Below are 15,785 nucleotides of genomic sequence, written 5' to 3'. Positions count from 1 at the left end.
GTTCGTGCGGGGCCTTTTGGTCTTTTTGGTCGTTCTGGTCGTGACAGTGTGCGCCGGAGGTGCGTATGACGTGGCGGTGCACCGGGGTTGCCTGGCCGCCCGAGGCGCGGATAGCGGTGCTGCGGTGGGAGGGCGGGCGGATCAGCCCGCTCACGCCGGGCAAGCGGCTGGGGTTCCGGGCCGACGGGGAGCGGATGTGTACGGGGGCCCGCGGGAATCCCTGTCCGCTGCGGGCGCCGGTGCCCGGGCGGGCGACGCGGGCGCTGTGCCGGGAGTGTGCGCGGCTGGACCGGGTGGGGTCGGTGGCCGCCGACGGGGTGCCCGACGATCCGCGGACGTACCGGGTGTATCTGGCCTGGTTCGGGCCGGGTCTGGTCAAGGTCGGGATCACCGCCGAGGAGCGCGGTCCGGCCCGGCTGCTGGAGCAGGGCGCCGTGGTCTTCAGCTGGCTGGGGCGCGGGCCCCTGATGGCCGCGCGGCGCACGGAGGAGGTGCTGCGGAGCGCGCTGGGGGTGCCGGACCGGGTTCCGTACGCCGAGAAGCGCGCCGTACGCACCGGCCTGCCCGCCGATGCCGCCGGACGCGCCGCCGAGGTCGAGGCGCTGCACCGGCTGGCCCTCGGGGTCGGGGGCTGGGCGGAGACGCTCCGGCCGCTGCCGTACGAGCCGGTCGACCACGCCGCCGAGTTCGGGCTCGACCGGCTGCTGCCGGACGCGCCCGTGGTCCGGCAGCTCGTCGACGGCGGGGCCGTCGGCGGGACCCTCGTCGCCGTCGCCGGGCCGGATCTCCATCTGCTGGTCGGCGAGGACCGGCAGATCGTCCTCGACACCCGGCTGCTGGCCGGCTGGTCCCTGGTCGGGGCCGATCCGGCGGGCGGGGTCTCGGTGCCCCTCGCCGATGCCGCGGTCCGCGGCGGCGGTCTGCAGGACGGGCTGTTCTGACGGTCCGGTTCCGGTGGTGCGGTTCCGGTGGTTCGTTCCGGTGGTGAGGTTCCGGAGGACCTGTTTCGGAGGCCCTGTTCCGGCGGTTCGGTTCCGGAGCCTGGTTCCGGTGACTTCGGTTCCGGCGGTCCGGCGGGTTTCTCAGGGAATTCCCATGCTCCGGCAAGACCCTTCTGAGCGGTGCCGCCTAGCGTCGCGTCCATGACGCCGACAACGCACCAGACCCTCGGCCGCCGCGCATCGGGCGGCCCCTCGCAGAATCCGTCCGTGGAGCGGCTCGTGGTCGGTGACCTGGTCCTCGACGAGGGCAGCCGGCAGGCGTGGCGCGCCGGGGACCCCATCAGACTGACGGCGACCGAGTTCGCGCTGCTGCGGTATCTGATGCGCAACCCCCGGCGGGTGCTCAGCAAGGCGCAGATCCTCGACCGCGTCTGGTCGTACGACTTCGGCGGCCAGGCCAACATCGTCGAGCTGTACGTCTCCTATCTCCGGAAGAAGATCGACGCGGGCCGCCCGCCGATGATCCACACCCGGCGCGGCTCCGGGTATCTGATCCGGCCGGGGGAGCCCGGGGAGCAGCCCGGCGGGTAGTCCTCCCGGCGCCGGGTTCCGGGAGGGAGCCCCCGGGGTTCTCCGACAAATGAATTATACGGCGTACGAGAGTTCTTGTACGGTGTACGGGAAACGCTCCCCTACACCGTACAAGGAGGTGCCCGTATGGCCGCTCCCACCACCGCGTCCGGGCCCGGCTCCACCCTCCAGCCGTCCGGCGGACACCCCCAGCGCTGGCTGATCCTCGGCGTGATCTGCCTGGCCCAGCTGGTCGTCCTCATCGACAACACCGTGCTCAGCGTCGCCATCCCCTCCCTCACCCGGGAGCTGGACGCCTCCACCTCCGACATCCAGTGGATGATCAACGCCTACTCGCTGGTCCAGTCGGGGCTGCTGCTCACCGCGGGCAATGCCGCCGACCGCTACGGCCGCAAGAAGATGCTGCTCTCCGGCCTGGTCCTGTTCGGTCTTGGATCCCTGGCGGCCGGGCTCGCCCAGACCTCCGCCCAGCTCATCGCCGCCCGCGCCGGAATGGGCATCGGCGGGGCGCTGCTGCTCACCACCACCCTCGCCGTCATCGTCCAGATCTTCGACGAGGGCGAGCGGCTGAAGGCCATCGGCATCTGGTCGACCGTCAGCTCCCTCGGCTTCGCCGGCGGTCCGCTGCTCGGTGGCTTCATGCTGGACCACTTCTGGTGGGGGGCCATCTTCCTGATCAACCTCCCCGTGGTGGCGCTCGGGCTGTTCGCCGTGGCCACCCTGGTCCCGGAGTCCCGGAATCCGCAGGGCGACCGGCCCGACCTGGTGGGCGCGGTGCTCTCCACCATCGGTATGACCGCCGTCGTCTACGCGATCATCTCCGGCCCCGACCACGGCTGGACCTCGCCCGAGGTGCTGGTCTCCGCGGCCGTCGGGATCGCCGTCATGGCGGCGTTCGTCCGGTGGGAACTGAGCATTCCGTACCCGATGCTCGATATGCACTTCTTCCGCAACCGGCGCTTCGTCGGGGCGGTCGCGGGCGCCATCCTGGTCGCCTTCGGGATGACCGGGTCCCTCTTCCTGCTCACCCAGCACCTCCAGTTCGTGCTCGGCTACGACCCGCTGGACGCCGGACTGCGTACGGCTCCGCTCGCCCTCGCGATCGTCGCCGTCAACCTCAGCGGGGCCGGTGCCCGGCTGGTACTGAAGATCGGTACGCCGGTGGCCATCGCCACCGGAATGACCCTGGTCTCGGCCGGACTCGCCGCCATCGCCCTGCTGGGCGGGGACGGCTACGGCGGAATGCTGCTGGGCCTGGTCGTCATGGGCACCGGCGTCGCCCTGTCGATGCCCGCCATGGCCAACGCCATCATGAGCGCCATCCCGCCGGAGAAGGCCGGTGTCGGCGCCGGGATCAACGGAACCCTCGCCGAGTTCGGCAACGGCCTCGGGGTCGCCGTCCTCGGCGCCGTACTCAACGCCCGGTTCGCCGCGCTCGTCCCGGCCGCGGTGGGAGCGGCCTCCCTCCCCGCCGCGCTTGCCGCCGCCGACGGCGACGCCGAACGCGCCGCGGTCTCCGACGCCTTCGCCTCCGGTCTGGAGACCAGCCAGCTCGTGGGCGCGGTGGCCGTACTTCTGGGCGGTCTGCTGGCGGCCCTCCTGCTGTGGCGCGCGGAGCGCCGCGACGCGGTGGTGGGGCAGGCGGAGCCGGCAGGGGCGGAGAAGGAGCAGGCAGTGGAGGCGGGGACGGAGAAGTAGGCGGGGAAGGGAGAAGCGGGGCACGGGCCCGGCGCGTGGTGGGCACCCCGCCGCGCCCCGTCCCCGGCGCATAACATCGAAGGAGGCGGGGCGGGCAGTGGACCGCACCGCCGCCGGGGCACCGGTTTCCGGTGGCGGCCCCGGTGGTGGGCGCGGTGGAGAGCAAGGAGCGGCACGATGGCGAGCGCGGCCGACCGTACGGAGAATCCCGGGCGTTCCGGGCAGCCGGCGGCATCCGGAGAGCGGGCCGGGGCGCCCGCCGGGGGTGCCGGTGACACGGGGGCGAAGGGCGGCGGTGCCACCCGGGCCGCCGGGGGTCCCGGAAACAGTGCCGGTAGTGGTGCCGGTAGTGGTGCCGGAAGCAGTGCCGGTGGCGGTGCGGCCGGCGTACGGACCAGTGTGTGGCAGGCCGGCGGGCGGCCCGAGCGCGGCCGCCGCTCCGCGCAGCAGCCCGCCGCCCTCGACCGCCGGAAGATCGTCGACACGGCGGTACGGCTGCTGGACGCCGAGGGCTCCGCCAAGTTCTCCATGCGGAAGCTCGCCGCCGAGCTGGATGTCACGGCCATGTCGGTCTACTGGTACGTCGACAACAAGGACGACCTCCTCGAATACGCCCTCGACGCGGTCTACGGCGGCATCCGGATCCCCGACGTCTCCGACCCCGACCGGTGGCGCGAACAACTGCGCGCCCTCGCCACCGAGTACCGGGGCCTGCTGGTCCGCCACCCCTGGACCGCCGGTCTCGTCGGCCACTTCCTGAACATCGGGCCGAACTCGGTGTCCTTCGTCCTCGCCGCCCACCAGGCCATCCGGAACGCCGGGCTGCCGCCCGAGGGCCAGATCGGCGGGATGGCCGCGATCTACCAGTTCGTCTACGGCTTCGGCACCATCGAGGGGCAGTTCGTCGCCCACTGCGCCGCCGCCGGGATCTCCCAGGACGCGTACATCGCCCGGGCCATGGGCACCGTCAACACCCTTCCGCAGCTGAGCGAGTACGCCGAGGCGGCGAACCGGATGATGGACGCGCGCGGCGGCGACACGGTCGCCGAGATGCGGGACCGCGACTTCGAATACGCCCTGGATCTGATGGTGGCGGGCGTCGAGGCGATGGTGGCCCGGGCCCGCACCGACGCCCGGGGGTGACGGCCCGGCGCCGGTGCGGCGGGTGAGGTACGGCTCAGCGCCGCCGTACGGCCGCCGCCGCCGCCGTGGCCGCCGACGGCTCCGGCTCCGGCTCCGGAACGCCGCCTTCGCTGCCGGTGCCGGTGCCGGTGCCGCCGTCGGTGTCGGCGGCGGTGTCGGTGACGACCGTACGGGTCTTCAGCGGCACCTCCTTGATGAACACCGTCACCACCAGGGCCAGCAGCGCGAACGGCGCCGAGTAGAGGAAGACGTCCGCGACACCGTGTCCGTACGCGCTCTCCAGCACCGACCTGACCGGCTCCGGCACCAGCGCCAGGTCGGGAATGCCGCCCCCGGCCGTGGCCCGCTGCCCGGCCGCCGCGCCCTCGGGGCCCAGAGCCCGCAGTCCGTCCTCCACATAGTGGGTGACCCGGGTGCCGAGGAGCGCACCCAGCGCGGAGACCCCGATCGCGCCGCCGAGGGAGCGGAAGAAGGTGACCACCGAGGAAGCCGCGCCGAGATCCGCCGCGGTGACCTGGTTCTGGGTGCAGAGCACGAGGTTCTGCATCGTCATACCGATACCCAGACCGAGAACGGCCATGAAGAGCGCCGTATGCCAGTAGGGGGTGTCATAGCGGATCGTGCCCAGCAGACCGAGCCCGGCCGTCGTCAGCACACCGCCCGCCAGCAGCCACCCCTTCCACCGGCCGGTGCGGGTGATCAGCTTTCCGGAGACGGTGGACGAGAGGAACAGGCCGGCGATCATCGGGATCGTGGCCACGCCCGACATCGTCGGTGACAGCCCGCGGGCCAGCTGGAAGTACTGGCTGAAGAAGACCGTGCCCGCGAACATCGCGACACCGACGAAGAGAGAGGCGCCGGACGCCAGGGAGATGGTCCGGTTGCGGAAGAGCCGGAGCGGGATGACCGGCTCGCTCGCCCGGGACTCCACATACAGGAACAGCACGGTCAGCAGTGCCGTACCGCCGAGCATCGCGTACGTCTGCCAGGACGCCCAGGCATAGCTGTCACCGGCGAAGGTGACCCAGATCAGCAGCAGCGACACCGCCGCGCTGATCAGCGACGCGCCCGCCCAGTCGACCTTCACGTCCCGCTTCACCACGGGCAGCCGCAGGGTCTTCTGGAGGACGACCAGGGCGAGCAGCGCGAAGGGCACCCCGACGTAGAAGCACCAGCGCCAGCCGAGCCACTCGGTGTCCGTGATCACCCCGCCCAGCAGCGGACCGCCGACCGTGGCGCTCGCGAAGGTTGCGCCGAGATAGCCGCTGTAGCGGCCGCGCTCCCGGGGCGCGATCATCGCGGCCATGATGATCTGGGCCAGGGCGCTCAGTCCGCCGACACCGACGCCCTGCACCACCCGGCAGGCGATCAGCGCACCGGTGCTGGTGGCGAGGCCGGCCAGTACGGAGCCCGCTATCCAGATCAGCAGGGCTATCTGGACCAGCAGCTTCTTGCTGACCAGATCGGCGAGCTTGCCCCAGAGCGGGGTGGTCGCCGTCATCGAGAGCAGGGCCGCGGTGACCACCCAGGTATAGGCGCTCTGGCCGCCGCCGAGGTCCGTGATGATCTGCGGGAGCGCATTGGAGATGATCGTCGACGACAGGATGGCGACGAACATGCCGATCAGCAGTCCGGAGAGCGCCTCCATGATCTGCCGGTGGGTCATCGGCGCGCTGCCGCCGGTCTCCGATCCGGCCTGCCGAGCGGCCGCAGCCGAGTCCGAGTCCGGGTCCGCAGTCGAGTCCGCAGCCATGTCCGTCCTGGTCCGTCCTTTGATGGGGTGGGTGGGGGTCGTGCCGCCGGGGCCGGTGGTCATACGCGGGCGGGCGGCCGGGTTTCCGGCTGCGGGGGTACGAGGGCGTGGGCCGGAAGCGCCGCCGGGGCCGCGGCCCGCTCCGGAGCAAGCTCCCGGGTCCGCTCGGGGCCCTGCTCCGGCGTCCGCCCGGGGATCCGCTCGGGCTCCCCGGTGAACGAGCACCGCAGCTTCTCCAGCATCGCGATCAGCGCGCCGATCTCCTCGTCCGTCCACTCCGCCAGCTGCCGCGACAGCAGCGCCGCGCTCCGCTCGTGCAGCTCGCCCAGCTTGGCGGTGCCCGCGGGGGTGAGCCGGAGCAGCCGGGAGCGCCGGTCACCCGGGTCGGGGGCCCGCTCCACCCAGCCGCGGTCCGCGGTGTGGGCCACATGCCGGCTGGTCACCGACATATCGACGGCCAGCAGCTCGCAGAGCGCGGTCATCCGCATCTCGCCGTGGCGGTGGAGCAGGGCGAGCGTCGCCGCGGGCCCCGACGGGCAGTCGGCGGGCAGCGCCCGCAGCAGGCCGCGCCGGAGCGCTCCGATGGAGTTCAACTGGCGGGCCAGCTCCGCGTACAGGGTCCGAGCGGCCATCGCCAGGGTCCTCCCCCAATAGTTGTTGCTTAGAGCAACCATAGAATGGATGGTTGCTCAAGGCAAATGAAAAGCGGCATGCGGGAGTAAAGGGACGCTCAAGGATCGCCCGGGTGAGGGCCGGGCGAGGGGCCGGCCGCCGGGGCGGGGCTTGGGGTGTTCGAAACCGTTCGCTAGGGTCGGGGTCCATGGCACACAACCCCCAAGTTCCCCACGGCCAGGGCCCCGAGGGCGGGCACGACCCCGCGGGCAGCACCCAGATGTTCCGCGCCTTCGTGGACGAGGAGGCGCCCGGCGGCAGCGGCGGCGGCAGCGGCGGTGGCCGCCGGTCCGCCCGGGCCGAACGCTCCGGGCCGCCGGTCGGGCTGATCGCCGGTGTGGTGATCGGCCTCCTTGTCCTCGGCGGCGTCGTCTGGCTCGCTCTCGCCTGAGCGCCTGAGCGCCTGAGCGCCTGAGCGCCTGAGCGCCTGAGCGCCTGAGCGCCTGAGCGCCTGAGCGCCTGAGCGCCTGAGCGTCCGATAGGCCGATCGTTTGCGGGGCCGCGGGGCCGCGGGGCCGGGCGCCTGAGGGGCGGGGCCTCCGGTCGCCCGGCCGTCCGAGCGGCAAGGCGTCCGCGGGCCCGGGCGCTCGCGGGCCTATGCCCAGTCGGCCCGGACGTCCCGTGTCTCGATCCGCATCCCGAGCGGCACCCGCCACGCCTCCACGCACACCGTGTACGTCTCCGCCCTGACCGCGCCCGCCGCGATCGGCGCCGGAAGGGCATGGCGGGTGCTGACGGTCGCCCAGTCGACACCGAGCGCGCCGATGACGTGCGTACCGAAGGTGACCGTGCCCGAGACCGCGGCCCTGCCGCCGGTGTTCCGGAGCTCGACCGTCACCTTCTCGCACCACCGGCGGTCCAGGGGCGCCCGGACCGGGGCGCCGACCGTGATCACCGCCGGGCCCCCGGGCGGCTTCGCGCCGGGTGGCTTCACGGGCGGTTCTCCGGCGGGCGGTGTGCCCGGCGGGCGGGACGCCGGGGGTTCCGGAGCGCCGGAGCCCGGGCCCTCGGGTGTGGTCGGGGCGCCGGTGACCGGAGCCGTACCGCCACCCGTACCGCCATCCGAACCGCCGCTCGTACCGCCGGACACGGAACCCGGCCCCGGAGACGACGGCGCGGACGAAGCTCCCGGCCCGGGGGCGACCGGTCCGCCGCCGGAGGGCGGCGACGGAGGGGCCGCGGACCGGGCGGCGCCGGACGGAACCGGCGGTTCCAGCGGGGCGAGACTCACTCGGCCCTTCGGTGGGACCACGCCCTTCGCGGTGCCGGACGCGCCGTCCGGTCCGACGGGACCGACCGCCGCGTAACCGCCACCGCCACCGTCTCCGCTTCCGCACGCGGTGAGCGCCCCGCCCAGACAGAGCGCCGTCGCCGCGAGGACTGCACGCCGGCCTCGTCGTCGCATCGCGCCAGTGTGTCTGACGCACCGTCAATAAGGAACCCCGCGGGACCGGGCCCGGCACGGACGGCCGGGACCCGACGGCTCCGGATGAGGGTGCGCGGCCGCGGTCAGTCGGCCGTCAGGCCCTGCCGCAGCTGGGCGAGCGTACGGGTCAGCAGCCGGGAGACGTGCATCTGCGAGATCCCGACCTCCTCGCCGATCTGCGACTGCGTCATATTGGCGAAGAAGCGCAGCATGATGATCTGCCGCTCGCGGGGCGGTAGTTTGGCCAGCAGCGGCTTCAGCGACTCCCGGTACTCCACGCCCTCCAGCGCCGAGTCCTCGTAGCCCAGGCGGTCGGCGAGCGAGCCCTCGCCGCCGTCGTCCTCGGGGGACGGCGAGTCCAGCGAGGACGCGGTGTAGGCGTTGCCCACGGCGAGGCCGTCGACGACCTCCTCCTCCGACACCCCGAGCACCGCGGCCAGTTCGGGGACGGTCGGGGAGCGGTCCAGCCGCTGGGACAGCTCGTCGCTCGCCTTGGTCAGCGCCAGCCGCAGCTCCTGGAGCCGCCGGGGCACCCGGACCGACCACGAGGTGTCGCGGAAGAAGCGCTTGATCTCGCCGACGACGGTCGGCATCGCGAACGTCGGGAACTCCACACCGCGTTCGCAGTCGAAACGGTCGATCGCCTTGATCAGCCCGATGGTGCCGACCTGGACGATGTCCTCCATCGGTTCGTTACGGCTGCGGAAGCGGGCCGCCGCGTACCGGACGAGGGGGAGGTTCAGCTCGATGAGGGTGTCCCGGACGTAGGTCCGTTCGGGGCTCTCACCGGTGCCCTGGTTGTCGAGGGCGCGCAGCCGCAGGAACAGGGAGCGGGACAGCGTACGGGTGTCGATGGCGTCCGAGCCGGTCGTACCGGTGGTGCTCTCCGGTGCGTCGGCGGGGGCGGTGTCCGCCGCCTCGGGGGCCGTGGCGCCGAACTCGGCGGCCGCCTCGGGGGCGGAGCCGGCGGGCGTGTCCGGGGCCGGTGCCGCCAGTTGCGTCAGTCCGGCGAGGTCCGTGAGCGCCACCGGCATCGGCGCCGTGGTCGCTTCCGACGTGGACGCGGGCGTGAGCGTGAGCACCTTCGAGCTGCCCTGTTCTGCGGACATGCCACCCCCTTGAGGTCGCGGTCGGTCGCGGCGGCCGCGACCAACGGAGGAACGCAGCCTGCCCCTGAGATACCGGCGGGAAGGCTGCGGCAAACGCGTCTCCCGCAGAATGTCACATGTCGGCAACGCGCTGAAGTGACAAGTCGACAAGTAAGAAACGAATCGGCGCAGGAAGCAGGGGGTGCGCGGACGGTGATCCGCGGGGTGACTTCCGTACGGTCTCTACCCGTTCCGGCTAGCTCTCGATCCTGTTTGCGGATCGCAATCGGGCGAAGCTCCGGGCGAGGAGTCTTGACACGTGCATCTGCGAGACTCCCAGCTCCTGGCTGATCTGGGACTGCGTCAGATTGCTGTAATAACGGAGCATCAGGATCCGCTGCTCCCGCTCGGGCAGCTGCACCAGCAGATGCCGGACGAGATCGCGGTGCTCGACACCCGTCAGCGCCGGGTCCTCGTACCCGAGCCGGTCCAGCAGCCCGGGGAGTCCGTCGCCCTCCTGGGCGGCCTCCAGGGAGGTCGCGTGGTACGAGCGGCCCGCCTCGATACAGGCCAGCACCTCGTCCTCGCCGATCTTCAGCCGTTCGGCGATCTCGGCGGTGGTGGGGGTACGGCCGTGGGCGGTGGTCAGGTCCTCGGTGGCACCGTTGACCTGCACCCACAGCTCGTGCAGCCGCCGGGGGACGTGCACCGTGCGGACGTTGTCCCGGAAGTATCGTTTGATCTCGCCGACGACGGTCGGCATGGCGAAGGTGGGGAACTGCACCCCCCGGTCCGGGTCGAACCGGTCGATCGCGTTGATCAGTCCGATGGTGCCGACCTGGACGACGTCCTCCATCGGTTCGTTACGGCTCCGGAAGCGGGCCGCCGCGTACCGCACGAGCGGCAGGTTCGCCTCGATGAGCGCACCCCGGACGCGGGCGTGCTCGGGGGTCCCGGGGAGGAGGGCCTTCAGCTCGCCGAAGAGCACCTGGGTGAGGGCGCGGGTGTCGGCGCCCCGACTGCTCCCGGAGGTGGCGGCGCCGGTGCCGTTGCCGCCGTCCGGGGTGCGGTCCTCCGGGGCGCCGTCCGGGGCGCGGTCCTCCGGGGTGTCGTCCGCACCGCTCGTGCCGGTGGCTTCCCCGGCCGGGGCGCTCCGGGCCGCCGGTGCGGCCGCCGGGCCGCTCCCCGCGCCCCGCGCGGGCCCCGACGGGAGGGCTGCCGGAGGGGCGGCGGGGGAGGGTGGCGCGGAAGGGGCCGGGGCCGGGGGAGGGGCCGCGGACGGGGGCTGGGGCGGCGCCTGACGAGGCGCGGTACTGGCCGGCACGATGACGCCACCCCTTCGCGGTCAACTACGGTCAACTCATCCGTCAAAAGCGGTCATAGCATCACAAGACATGTCCACTGTGTGCAAGCACCTGATAAAGCCGTGTTGAAGGCAAGTTGGGGCTCAAACCTCAAAAAGCCCCTTGCCTCGGAGGCAAGGGGCGGTGGAGCGACCGGCCGGGGGACGCGCCGGGACCGGCGGGGGCCGGGCCGCGGCTCAGATCTCGTAGTCGGCGATCACCCAGGTGGCGAACTCGCGCCACTGGGCCGCGGCGGCCTGGTGCGCCGGGTGCTCCAGATACCGCTGGAGCGCATCCCGGTCGGCCACGGCGCAGTTGATGGCGTAGTCGTACGCGATCGGGCGGTCCGAGAAGTTCCAGGCGCACTCCCACTGCGCGATCTCCGGCACCTGCCCGTCCAGCGCCTCGAAGGCCGCCGCCCCGGCTTCGACCCGCGGCTCGGTCCGCTCGACGCCCTCGTTCAGCTTGAACAGCACCAGATGACGGATCACGGCGACGGCTCCTCGGTCGTGCTCGGTGGTGGCGGTCGGCCGGTCCGCCGCCGGCTCAGTTGACCAGCTCGGTCATGAAGTCGCCGACGGCCTGGGCCGAGTCCGATATGGCCTCGAAGCCTATCTGGACCAGGTCCGCGGCCTTCTCCGGGTCGGTAATGATCGTGTACAGCACGAATACGATGACGAGATAGAACGCGATCTTCTGTACCTGCGCCATTCGCTCCGCCTCCCCGGACCCGGACCGTTCCCGTACACGGTCGCGGAAGTCTAACCGAGCATTTATGGACCAAGGGCCCTGCGATGCGGGCCCTTTGCCGACCGGATCCGGGCCCTGTGGGGTGGAGGATGGCGGGGACCCGTACGGATCTGGCAGGAATCCGCACGGGAGCGCGACCGGTCCGCACTGCGGGCGCCCGCGCCGCTGCTTCCCCCCGATCGCGGCGCGCGGCCCCGGCACACAGGGCGCTCCGGTCCCCGCCGGGGGGAGCGGCTCTCCCCCGATGCCGCTTCCCCCGACCTTCCCGCCGGGCGGCCTGTACCCGTACCGCCCGCACCCCGGCTCAGTGCCGGAAGATCTCCGTCCGACGCGCCGTACGGCGGATGTGCCCGGCTTCTTCCAGCAGGGCCTTGGCCCGGTCGGCATCGGTGGCGTCCCGTGCCTCGTCCTCCAAGCGGTGCACCCGCTCTTCCAGAAGCGGATCGCGCGCAATGGCGTACTCGCCCCACCAGCGGGCCATGAACGCGGGAACGGGTGCGATGTCGTACGCGTCGGCGACGGCTCGCTTCCAGTGGGCGTCGAAATCGGCGAGCAGTTGCGGGGCGTGCTGGGAGATGGCTTCGCGCAGCGCTTTGGGTGTTCGCTCGGGCATGGGCGGAGGGCACGGTCCGCCCAGGGCGGCAGGCGTCATGGAACACGCTCCTCGTCGGGCCGCCGGCCCGCTCCGTGCGGCGTTTCTCGGGCCAGCGTATCGCCGCCGGACGGCTTCCGGTCCGCTTTGACGGCCTACCGGCACCGGCCTCCGGCACAGCACCCCCTGCTCCACGTTTCCGGCTCCGCCCGGCTTCAGCGGCCCGCTGGATCACTGCCGCAGAGGCGTGCTGTGCTTCACCCTCCGTAGAGAGCGGGCAGATCGACGAGGAGGACGTCGTCACGCCGGGCGGCGAGCTGGGACAGGTCGGGGTAGAAGCCGTGCAGGGAGTACAGAGCCAGAGTGGCGCCGTCGACGTCGTACCCCTGTTCGGCGAGGAGCGCCCGGATGTGTTCCAGGCGCTGGAGATCGCCGGTTCCCCGGCGGGCGGCGGTCGCCTTGGCCTCGCCGAGGAGGGCGATCCTCGCCCGGGGCGTCTGTGGGCGCTCGCCGGCGGCCAGGGCGATGACGTCGACCTCGTGCTTCGTCCGGGCGGCCTGGTCGGCGACCTCGGTCGTGCCCACCGGGCCGGTCAGCCCGTCGGGCAGCAGGGTATGGGCGTAACGGCGGGTGAAGTCGCGGGCCAGGTCCTCGAAGTGCGGGCCGAGGATTTTGGAGTTGAAGGTCGGAGCGGCCTGCTGCCACACCTGCTCGGCGAAGCCCTGTTCCACGGCGGCTGCCTGCGGCAGGGTGATCAGTTGATTGAAGCGGATGACCGGGTCGGCGAGGGTGATGACCGGGTGCCGGGCGCGGAGGACGTCCTGTTCCCGCTGGATGTACCCGGTGGACTCCAGTACACCCAGCGGGTGTGCGACGGCATTGCGCGGGCGCTCCAGAGCCGCACCGATCCTGCTGGGGGTGGTGGCCCCGTTCGCGATCGCGGTGAGGATGTCGTAGTAGAGCGTGTGCTGGGTGATCCTCGGATCCTCGCGCAGCAGGTACTCGGTCTCGGCGCGTGAGTACACCGCCCGGCCCGGGTCGAGGAGTGTCCGCGCAAGCCAGGCGCCGAACCCGTCGTCGGGGTGCGGGCGGGCGGCCACCGGCCGGTAGCCGGGCGCCCCGCCGAGGACCGCGTGCACCTTCAGCGCGGTCAGCGGGTCCTCGATCTGCCAGAAGTCCCGGCTGGCCCGGTAGTCGAAGGGGCCGAGCCGCAGGTCGACGACGGCCCGGCCGCGCAGCGGTTTCGTACCCGAGAGCAGCTCGTGCATGACGCTCATCGCGGAACCGCACAGGATCAGGCGCGGGCCCGGTCCGGTCCCGGGCCGGGCGCCGCGCTGACGCTCGTCGTAGAGCTGCTGGAGCAGCCCTGGGATCTCGGGTGAGTGCTGGAGCAGATACGGCAGCTCGTCGATCACCAGGAGAGGATGCGGCGAGCGGGCTGTCACATCGAGGGCATTGGAGAGCACGTCATGCCAGTCCGTCAGGTGCAGGCTGCCCGGCCGCAGGCCGGCGTGGGTGGCGACCGCGTCACTGAACCGCTGGATCGCGGGCAGTCTCCCCTCTTCCCGGACCGCCGTCACATAGAGACCGCCGACCTGCTCGGACAGGGCCTGAAGCAGGTATGACTTTCCATGCCGTCGCCTCCCGGACATGATGCCGAGCCGCATCGCGGGATCCGGATCAGTGAGGAACTCTGTGAGAAGACCCCACTCCCGGCTCCGGTCCACCACATCATCCGGTTTGGTCAGCAAGACGCTCTTCACTGGGCCTCCAGCACATTGACTGCGACGGATTCCGTCTAAGTCTACTTAGACGGAATCCGTCGCACTGGATTCTTCGAGCCTGCCCCGAGCCGGTGCAAGAGGATCGCCTGACGCGGGGCGACCGGACAGGCATCGGTCCGAGCGCCCAGGGCCTGCCAGGGAAGACAGAGGGGTGGATGGTCGGTGCGCCGGCGCGTCACAACGCAAAACACCCCCTGGCCTGCGTTTCCGCAGATCAGGGGGTGTGAGAAGCGGTAGCGGAGGGATTTGAACCCTCGGTGACTTGCGCCACACTCGCTTTCGAGGCGAGCTCCTTCGGCCGCTCGGACACGCTACCGGGAGAGAGCTTAGCCCAAGGTGTGCCCTGCGCCGAAATCGATTCCCGGGAAGGGGGCGCGGGCACCCGTCGGCGGGGGTCAGCGGGTGCGGAAGAACTCCGTCAGGAGCGCCGCGCACTCGTCCTCCAGGACGCCCGTGATCACCTCGGGGCGGTGGTTGAGCCGGCGGTCGCGTACGACGTCCCAGAGGGAGCCCGCCGCGCCCGCCTTCTCGTCGCGGGCGCCGTACACCACCCGGTCCAGCCGGGACTGGGTGATCGCCCCCGCGCACATCGTGCACGGCTCCAGCGTCACCACCAGGGTGCAGCCGGTCAGCCGCCAGCCCGGGCGGCCCTCGGCGGCGCGGCGGATCGCCAGCACCTCGGCATGGGCGGTGGGGTCGCCGGTCAGTTCGCGCTCGTTGTGGCCGGTGGCCAGGGTGCGGCCGTCGGCGTCCAGGACCAGCGCGCCGACCGGGACATCGCCCGAGAGCGCGGCGCGCGCGGCCTCGTCGAGGGCGAGACGCATCGGCGCCTCCCAGGGGGCCCGCACCGGATCGTGCGGCGGTTCGTGCGCCGGATCGCGTACGGGATCACGTACCGGGTCGTGCAACGGAGCCCGTACCCGATCGTGTACGGGCTCCCGCTCTGCCGGAGCCGCCACTAACGGACGCCCTCCAGCACCTCACCGGCGCCGAGCGCCTCCGCGATCTCGTTGAGGGCGTCCGACTCCAGGCCCAGCAGTTCGCGCTCGGGCACGCCGAAGTCCTCCAGCAGCCGGCCGTCGCCGACCGGGCCGGACGGGGTCGCACCGTCGCCGGACTCGCCGTCGTCCGCGGACTCGGGCTCGCCCTCCTCGGTGCCGTCCAGGTCGAGGGCGTCGAGGTCCTCGTCCGCGTCGTCGCCGGCGCCGAGCACCTCCTTGGTCAGGATCTCCCCGTACGAGGAGCGGGCGGCCGCGGCCGCGTTCGAGACATAGACCCGGGGGTCGTCCTCGCCGTCGACGCGCACGAGGCCGAACCAGGCGCCTTCCTGCTCGATGAAGACGATCACCGTCTCGTCGTCGATGGTGGCCTCACGGGCAAGATCGGCCAGGTCGGACAGGGTCTCCACATCGTCGAGCTCTGTGTCGCTCGCTTCCCACCCGTCTTGAGTGCGCGCGAGCAGTGCGGCGAAGTACACCGTGACTCTCCCACTGTTCGGAGGTGTGACGACCGGTGGCGCGGCTTGGTGCCCCGCCCCATCGGAATCGTGGCAGAAACCCGGGCCCGGCGAGAGGTCTTCCGTCGTTGCGTCGGCCACCAGTTCTTTTTGCGCGCGGCATCGGAGTTACCCGGCGACCGTCCGGCCCAGCGGGACGGGCTCACCAGCGGAAGGTCCGCATCCGCATCTGCTGGCGCATCCGGGCGGCCCGGGCCCGACGGGGCTGGACCCGGTCCCGCAAGGCTTTCGCCTCGTTCAGCTCCCGCAGGAAAGCGGCGCGGCGGCGACGGCGGGCGTCTTCCGATTCGCTGTCCTCGGGGCAGCCTCCGGCACTCTCCTCCCGGCCTTCCCACGGCGCGCCGGGCTCGTTCACCTCTTTTCTCGTGTCGTGCTTCTCACACGGTGTCGCGCGTCCTTCGCGACCTGGCTCCGGCACGGGCCTCACCACCAATGGGTCTGCGTATGGCTCCACCTTCCCTCGCTCACCTCGATTGATGCGAGCCGGG

At 72.1% G+C, this 15,785-nt stretch carries 16 protein-coding genes, 1 tRNA gene and 1 pseudogene; 5 read left to right on the top strand and 13 right to left on the bottom strand.

The features are described from left to right. The first annotated feature begins 65 nt into the window (after window positions 1-65). The 4 genes and pseudogenes from ACWDR0_RS15260 to ACWDR0_RS15245 all read left to right on the top strand — a co-directional run bounded on the left by ACWDR0_RS15260 (window position 66) and on the right by ACWDR0_RS15245 (window position 4,373). On the top strand, window positions 66-941 hold the full coding sequence (locus ACWDR0_RS15260) for a DUF2797 domain-containing protein (protein ID WP_456352145.1): 876 nt from the start codon (window positions 66-68) through the stop codon (window positions 939-941). 276 nt (window positions 942-1,217) lie between these two features. Continuing rightward, window positions 1,218-1,532: pseudogene (locus tag ACWDR0_RS15255) on the top strand (winged helix-turn-helix domain-containing protein); the annotation flags it as partial. 126 nt (window positions 1,533-1,658) lie between these two features. Further along, window positions 1,659-3,230 carry an MFS transporter gene (locus ACWDR0_RS15250; protein WP_456352144.1) on the top strand — a complete coding sequence of 524 codons (1,572 nt, stop codon included), beginning with the start codon at window positions 1,659-1,661 and terminating at the stop codon, window positions 3,228-3,230. 399 nt (window positions 3,231-3,629) lie between these two features. Then, a complete protein-coding gene (locus ACWDR0_RS15245; RefSeq protein WP_456352143.1) occupies window positions 3,630-4,373 on the top strand; it encodes a TetR/AcrR family transcriptional regulator in 744 nt (247 codons plus the stop codon). Between the two features lie 34 nt (window positions 4,374-4,407). On the opposite strand, the gene ACWDR0_RS15240 is transcribed toward ACWDR0_RS15245, so the two are convergent. Further along, window positions 4,408-6,039, bottom strand: a complete 1,632-nt coding sequence (locus ACWDR0_RS15240) for an MDR family MFS transporter (RefSeq protein ID WP_456352180.1) — start codon at window positions 6,037-6,039, stop codon at window positions 4,408-4,410. A 146-nt stretch (window positions 6,040-6,185) separates the two neighbouring features. Beyond that, on the bottom strand, window positions 6,186-6,758 hold the full coding sequence (locus ACWDR0_RS15235) for a MarR family winged helix-turn-helix transcriptional regulator (RefSeq protein WP_456352142.1): 573 nt from the start codon (window positions 6,756-6,758) through the stop codon (window positions 6,186-6,188). 188 nt (window positions 6,759-6,946) lie between these two features. Here ACWDR0_RS15235 and ACWDR0_RS15230 point away from each other — a divergent pair, with 188 nt between their 5' ends. Continuing rightward, complete coding sequence (locus tag ACWDR0_RS15230) at window positions 6,947-7,189, top strand: hypothetical protein (protein ID WP_456352141.1); 243 nt, start codon at window positions 6,947-6,949, stop codon at window positions 7,187-7,189. 204 nt (window positions 7,190-7,393) lie between these two features. On the opposite strand, the gene ACWDR0_RS15225 is transcribed toward ACWDR0_RS15230, so the two are convergent. The 11 genes from ACWDR0_RS15225 to ACWDR0_RS15175 all read right to left on the bottom strand — a co-directional run bounded on the left by ACWDR0_RS15225 (window position 7,394) and on the right by ACWDR0_RS15175 (window position 15,751). Then, complete coding sequence (locus tag ACWDR0_RS15225; RefSeq protein ID WP_456352140.1) at window positions 7,394-7,732, bottom strand: hypothetical protein; 339 nt, start codon at window positions 7,730-7,732, stop codon at window positions 7,394-7,396. 575 nt (window positions 7,733-8,307) lie between these two features. Beyond that, window positions 8,308-9,333 carry an RNA polymerase sigma factor SigF gene (locus ACWDR0_RS15220; protein WP_456352139.1) on the bottom strand — a complete coding sequence of 342 codons (1,026 nt, stop codon included), beginning with the start codon at window positions 9,331-9,333 and terminating at the stop codon, window positions 8,308-8,310. Window positions 9,334-9,568: 235 nt separating this feature from the next. Further along, entirely contained in the window at window positions 9,569-10,636 is a 1,068-nt protein-coding gene (locus tag ACWDR0_RS15215) for an RNA polymerase sigma factor SigF (protein WP_456352138.1), read from the bottom strand. Between the two features lie 216 nt (window positions 10,637-10,852). Next, window positions 10,853-11,146 (bottom strand): Dabb family protein, encoded by a 294-nt coding sequence (locus ACWDR0_RS15210; RefSeq protein ID WP_456352137.1) that lies wholly within the window; start codon window positions 11,144-11,146, stop codon window positions 10,853-10,855. 55 nt (window positions 11,147-11,201) lie between these two features. Beyond that, window positions 11,202-11,366, bottom strand: coding sequence for a hypothetical protein (locus tag ACWDR0_RS15205; RefSeq protein ID WP_456352136.1), 165 nt, complete (start codon window positions 11,364-11,366; stop codon window positions 11,202-11,204). Between the two features lie 343 nt (window positions 11,367-11,709). Beyond that, the gene (locus ACWDR0_RS15200) at window positions 11,710-12,018 is read right to left on the bottom strand and encodes a hypothetical protein (protein WP_456352135.1); all 309 of its coding nucleotides are present in this window, start codon (window positions 12,016-12,018) and stop codon (window positions 11,710-11,712) included. 236 nt (window positions 12,019-12,254) lie between these two features. Next, a complete protein-coding gene (locus tag ACWDR0_RS15195) occupies window positions 12,255-13,760 on the bottom strand; it encodes an ATP-binding protein (RefSeq protein ID WP_456352134.1) in 1,506 nt (501 codons plus the stop codon). Window positions 13,761-14,012: 252 nt separating this feature from the next. After that, window positions 14,013-14,097, bottom strand: a tRNA-Ser gene (locus ACWDR0_RS15190). A gap of 79 nt (window positions 14,098-14,176) precedes the next feature. After that, the gene (gene tadA / locus ACWDR0_RS15185; protein ID WP_456352133.1) at window positions 14,177-14,605 is read right to left on the bottom strand and encodes a tRNA adenosine(34) deaminase TadA; all 429 of its coding nucleotides are present in this window, start codon (window positions 14,603-14,605) and stop codon (window positions 14,177-14,179) included. 134 nt (window positions 14,606-14,739) lie between these two features. Beyond that, window positions 14,740-15,258, bottom strand: a complete 519-nt coding sequence (locus ACWDR0_RS15180) for a tRNA adenosine deaminase-associated protein (protein ID WP_456352132.1) — start codon at window positions 15,256-15,258, stop codon at window positions 14,740-14,742. Window positions 15,259-15,439: 181 nt separating this feature from the next. Next, window positions 15,440-15,751, bottom strand: a complete 312-nt coding sequence (locus tag ACWDR0_RS15175; RefSeq protein WP_456352131.1) for a hypothetical protein — start codon at window positions 15,749-15,751, stop codon at window positions 15,440-15,442. Window positions 15,752-15,785 lie beyond the last annotated feature (34 nt).

It is taken from the genome of Streptomyces sp. NPDC003691, from assembly GCF_053981115.1.
The sequence above is the reverse complement of the archived record's forward strand: the minus strand, read 5'-3'. Positions and strand labels throughout refer to the sequence as shown.

Excerpts from the sequence above, each read along its gene's own strand:
- tadA (WP_456352133.1), bottom strand. The coding sequence starts at position 14,605 with ATGCGTCTCGCCCTCGACGAGGCCGCGCGCGCCGCGCTCTCGGGCGAT.
- ACWDR0_RS15230 (WP_456352141.1), top strand. The coding sequence starts at position 6,947 with ATGGCACACAACCCCCAAGTTCCCCACGGCCAGGGCCCCGAGGGCGGG.
- ACWDR0_RS15260 (WP_456352145.1), top strand. The coding sequence starts at position 66 with ATGACGTGGCGGTGCACCGGGGTTGCCTGGCCGCCCGAGGCGCGGATA.
- ACWDR0_RS15250 (WP_456352144.1), top strand. The coding sequence starts at position 1,659 with ATGGCCGCTCCCACCACCGCGTCCGGGCCCGGCTCCACCCTCCAGCCG.
- ACWDR0_RS15240 (WP_456352180.1), bottom strand. The coding sequence starts at position 6,039 with ATGACCCACCGGCAGATCATGGAGGCGCTCTCCGGACTGCTGATCGGC.
- ACWDR0_RS15200 (WP_456352135.1), bottom strand. The coding sequence starts at position 12,018 with ATGCCCGAGCGAACACCCAAAGCGCTGCGCGAAGCCATCTCCCAGCAC.
- ACWDR0_RS15220 (WP_456352139.1), bottom strand. The coding sequence starts at position 9,333 with ATGTCCGCAGAACAGGGCAGCTCGAAGGTGCTCACGCTCACGCCCGCG.
- ACWDR0_RS15235 (WP_456352142.1), bottom strand. The coding sequence starts at position 6,758 with ATGGCCGCTCGGACCCTGTACGCGGAGCTGGCCCGCCAGTTGAACTCC.
- ACWDR0_RS15205 (WP_456352136.1), bottom strand. The coding sequence starts at position 11,366 with ATGGCGCAGGTACAGAAGATCGCGTTCTATCTCGTCATCGTATTCGTG.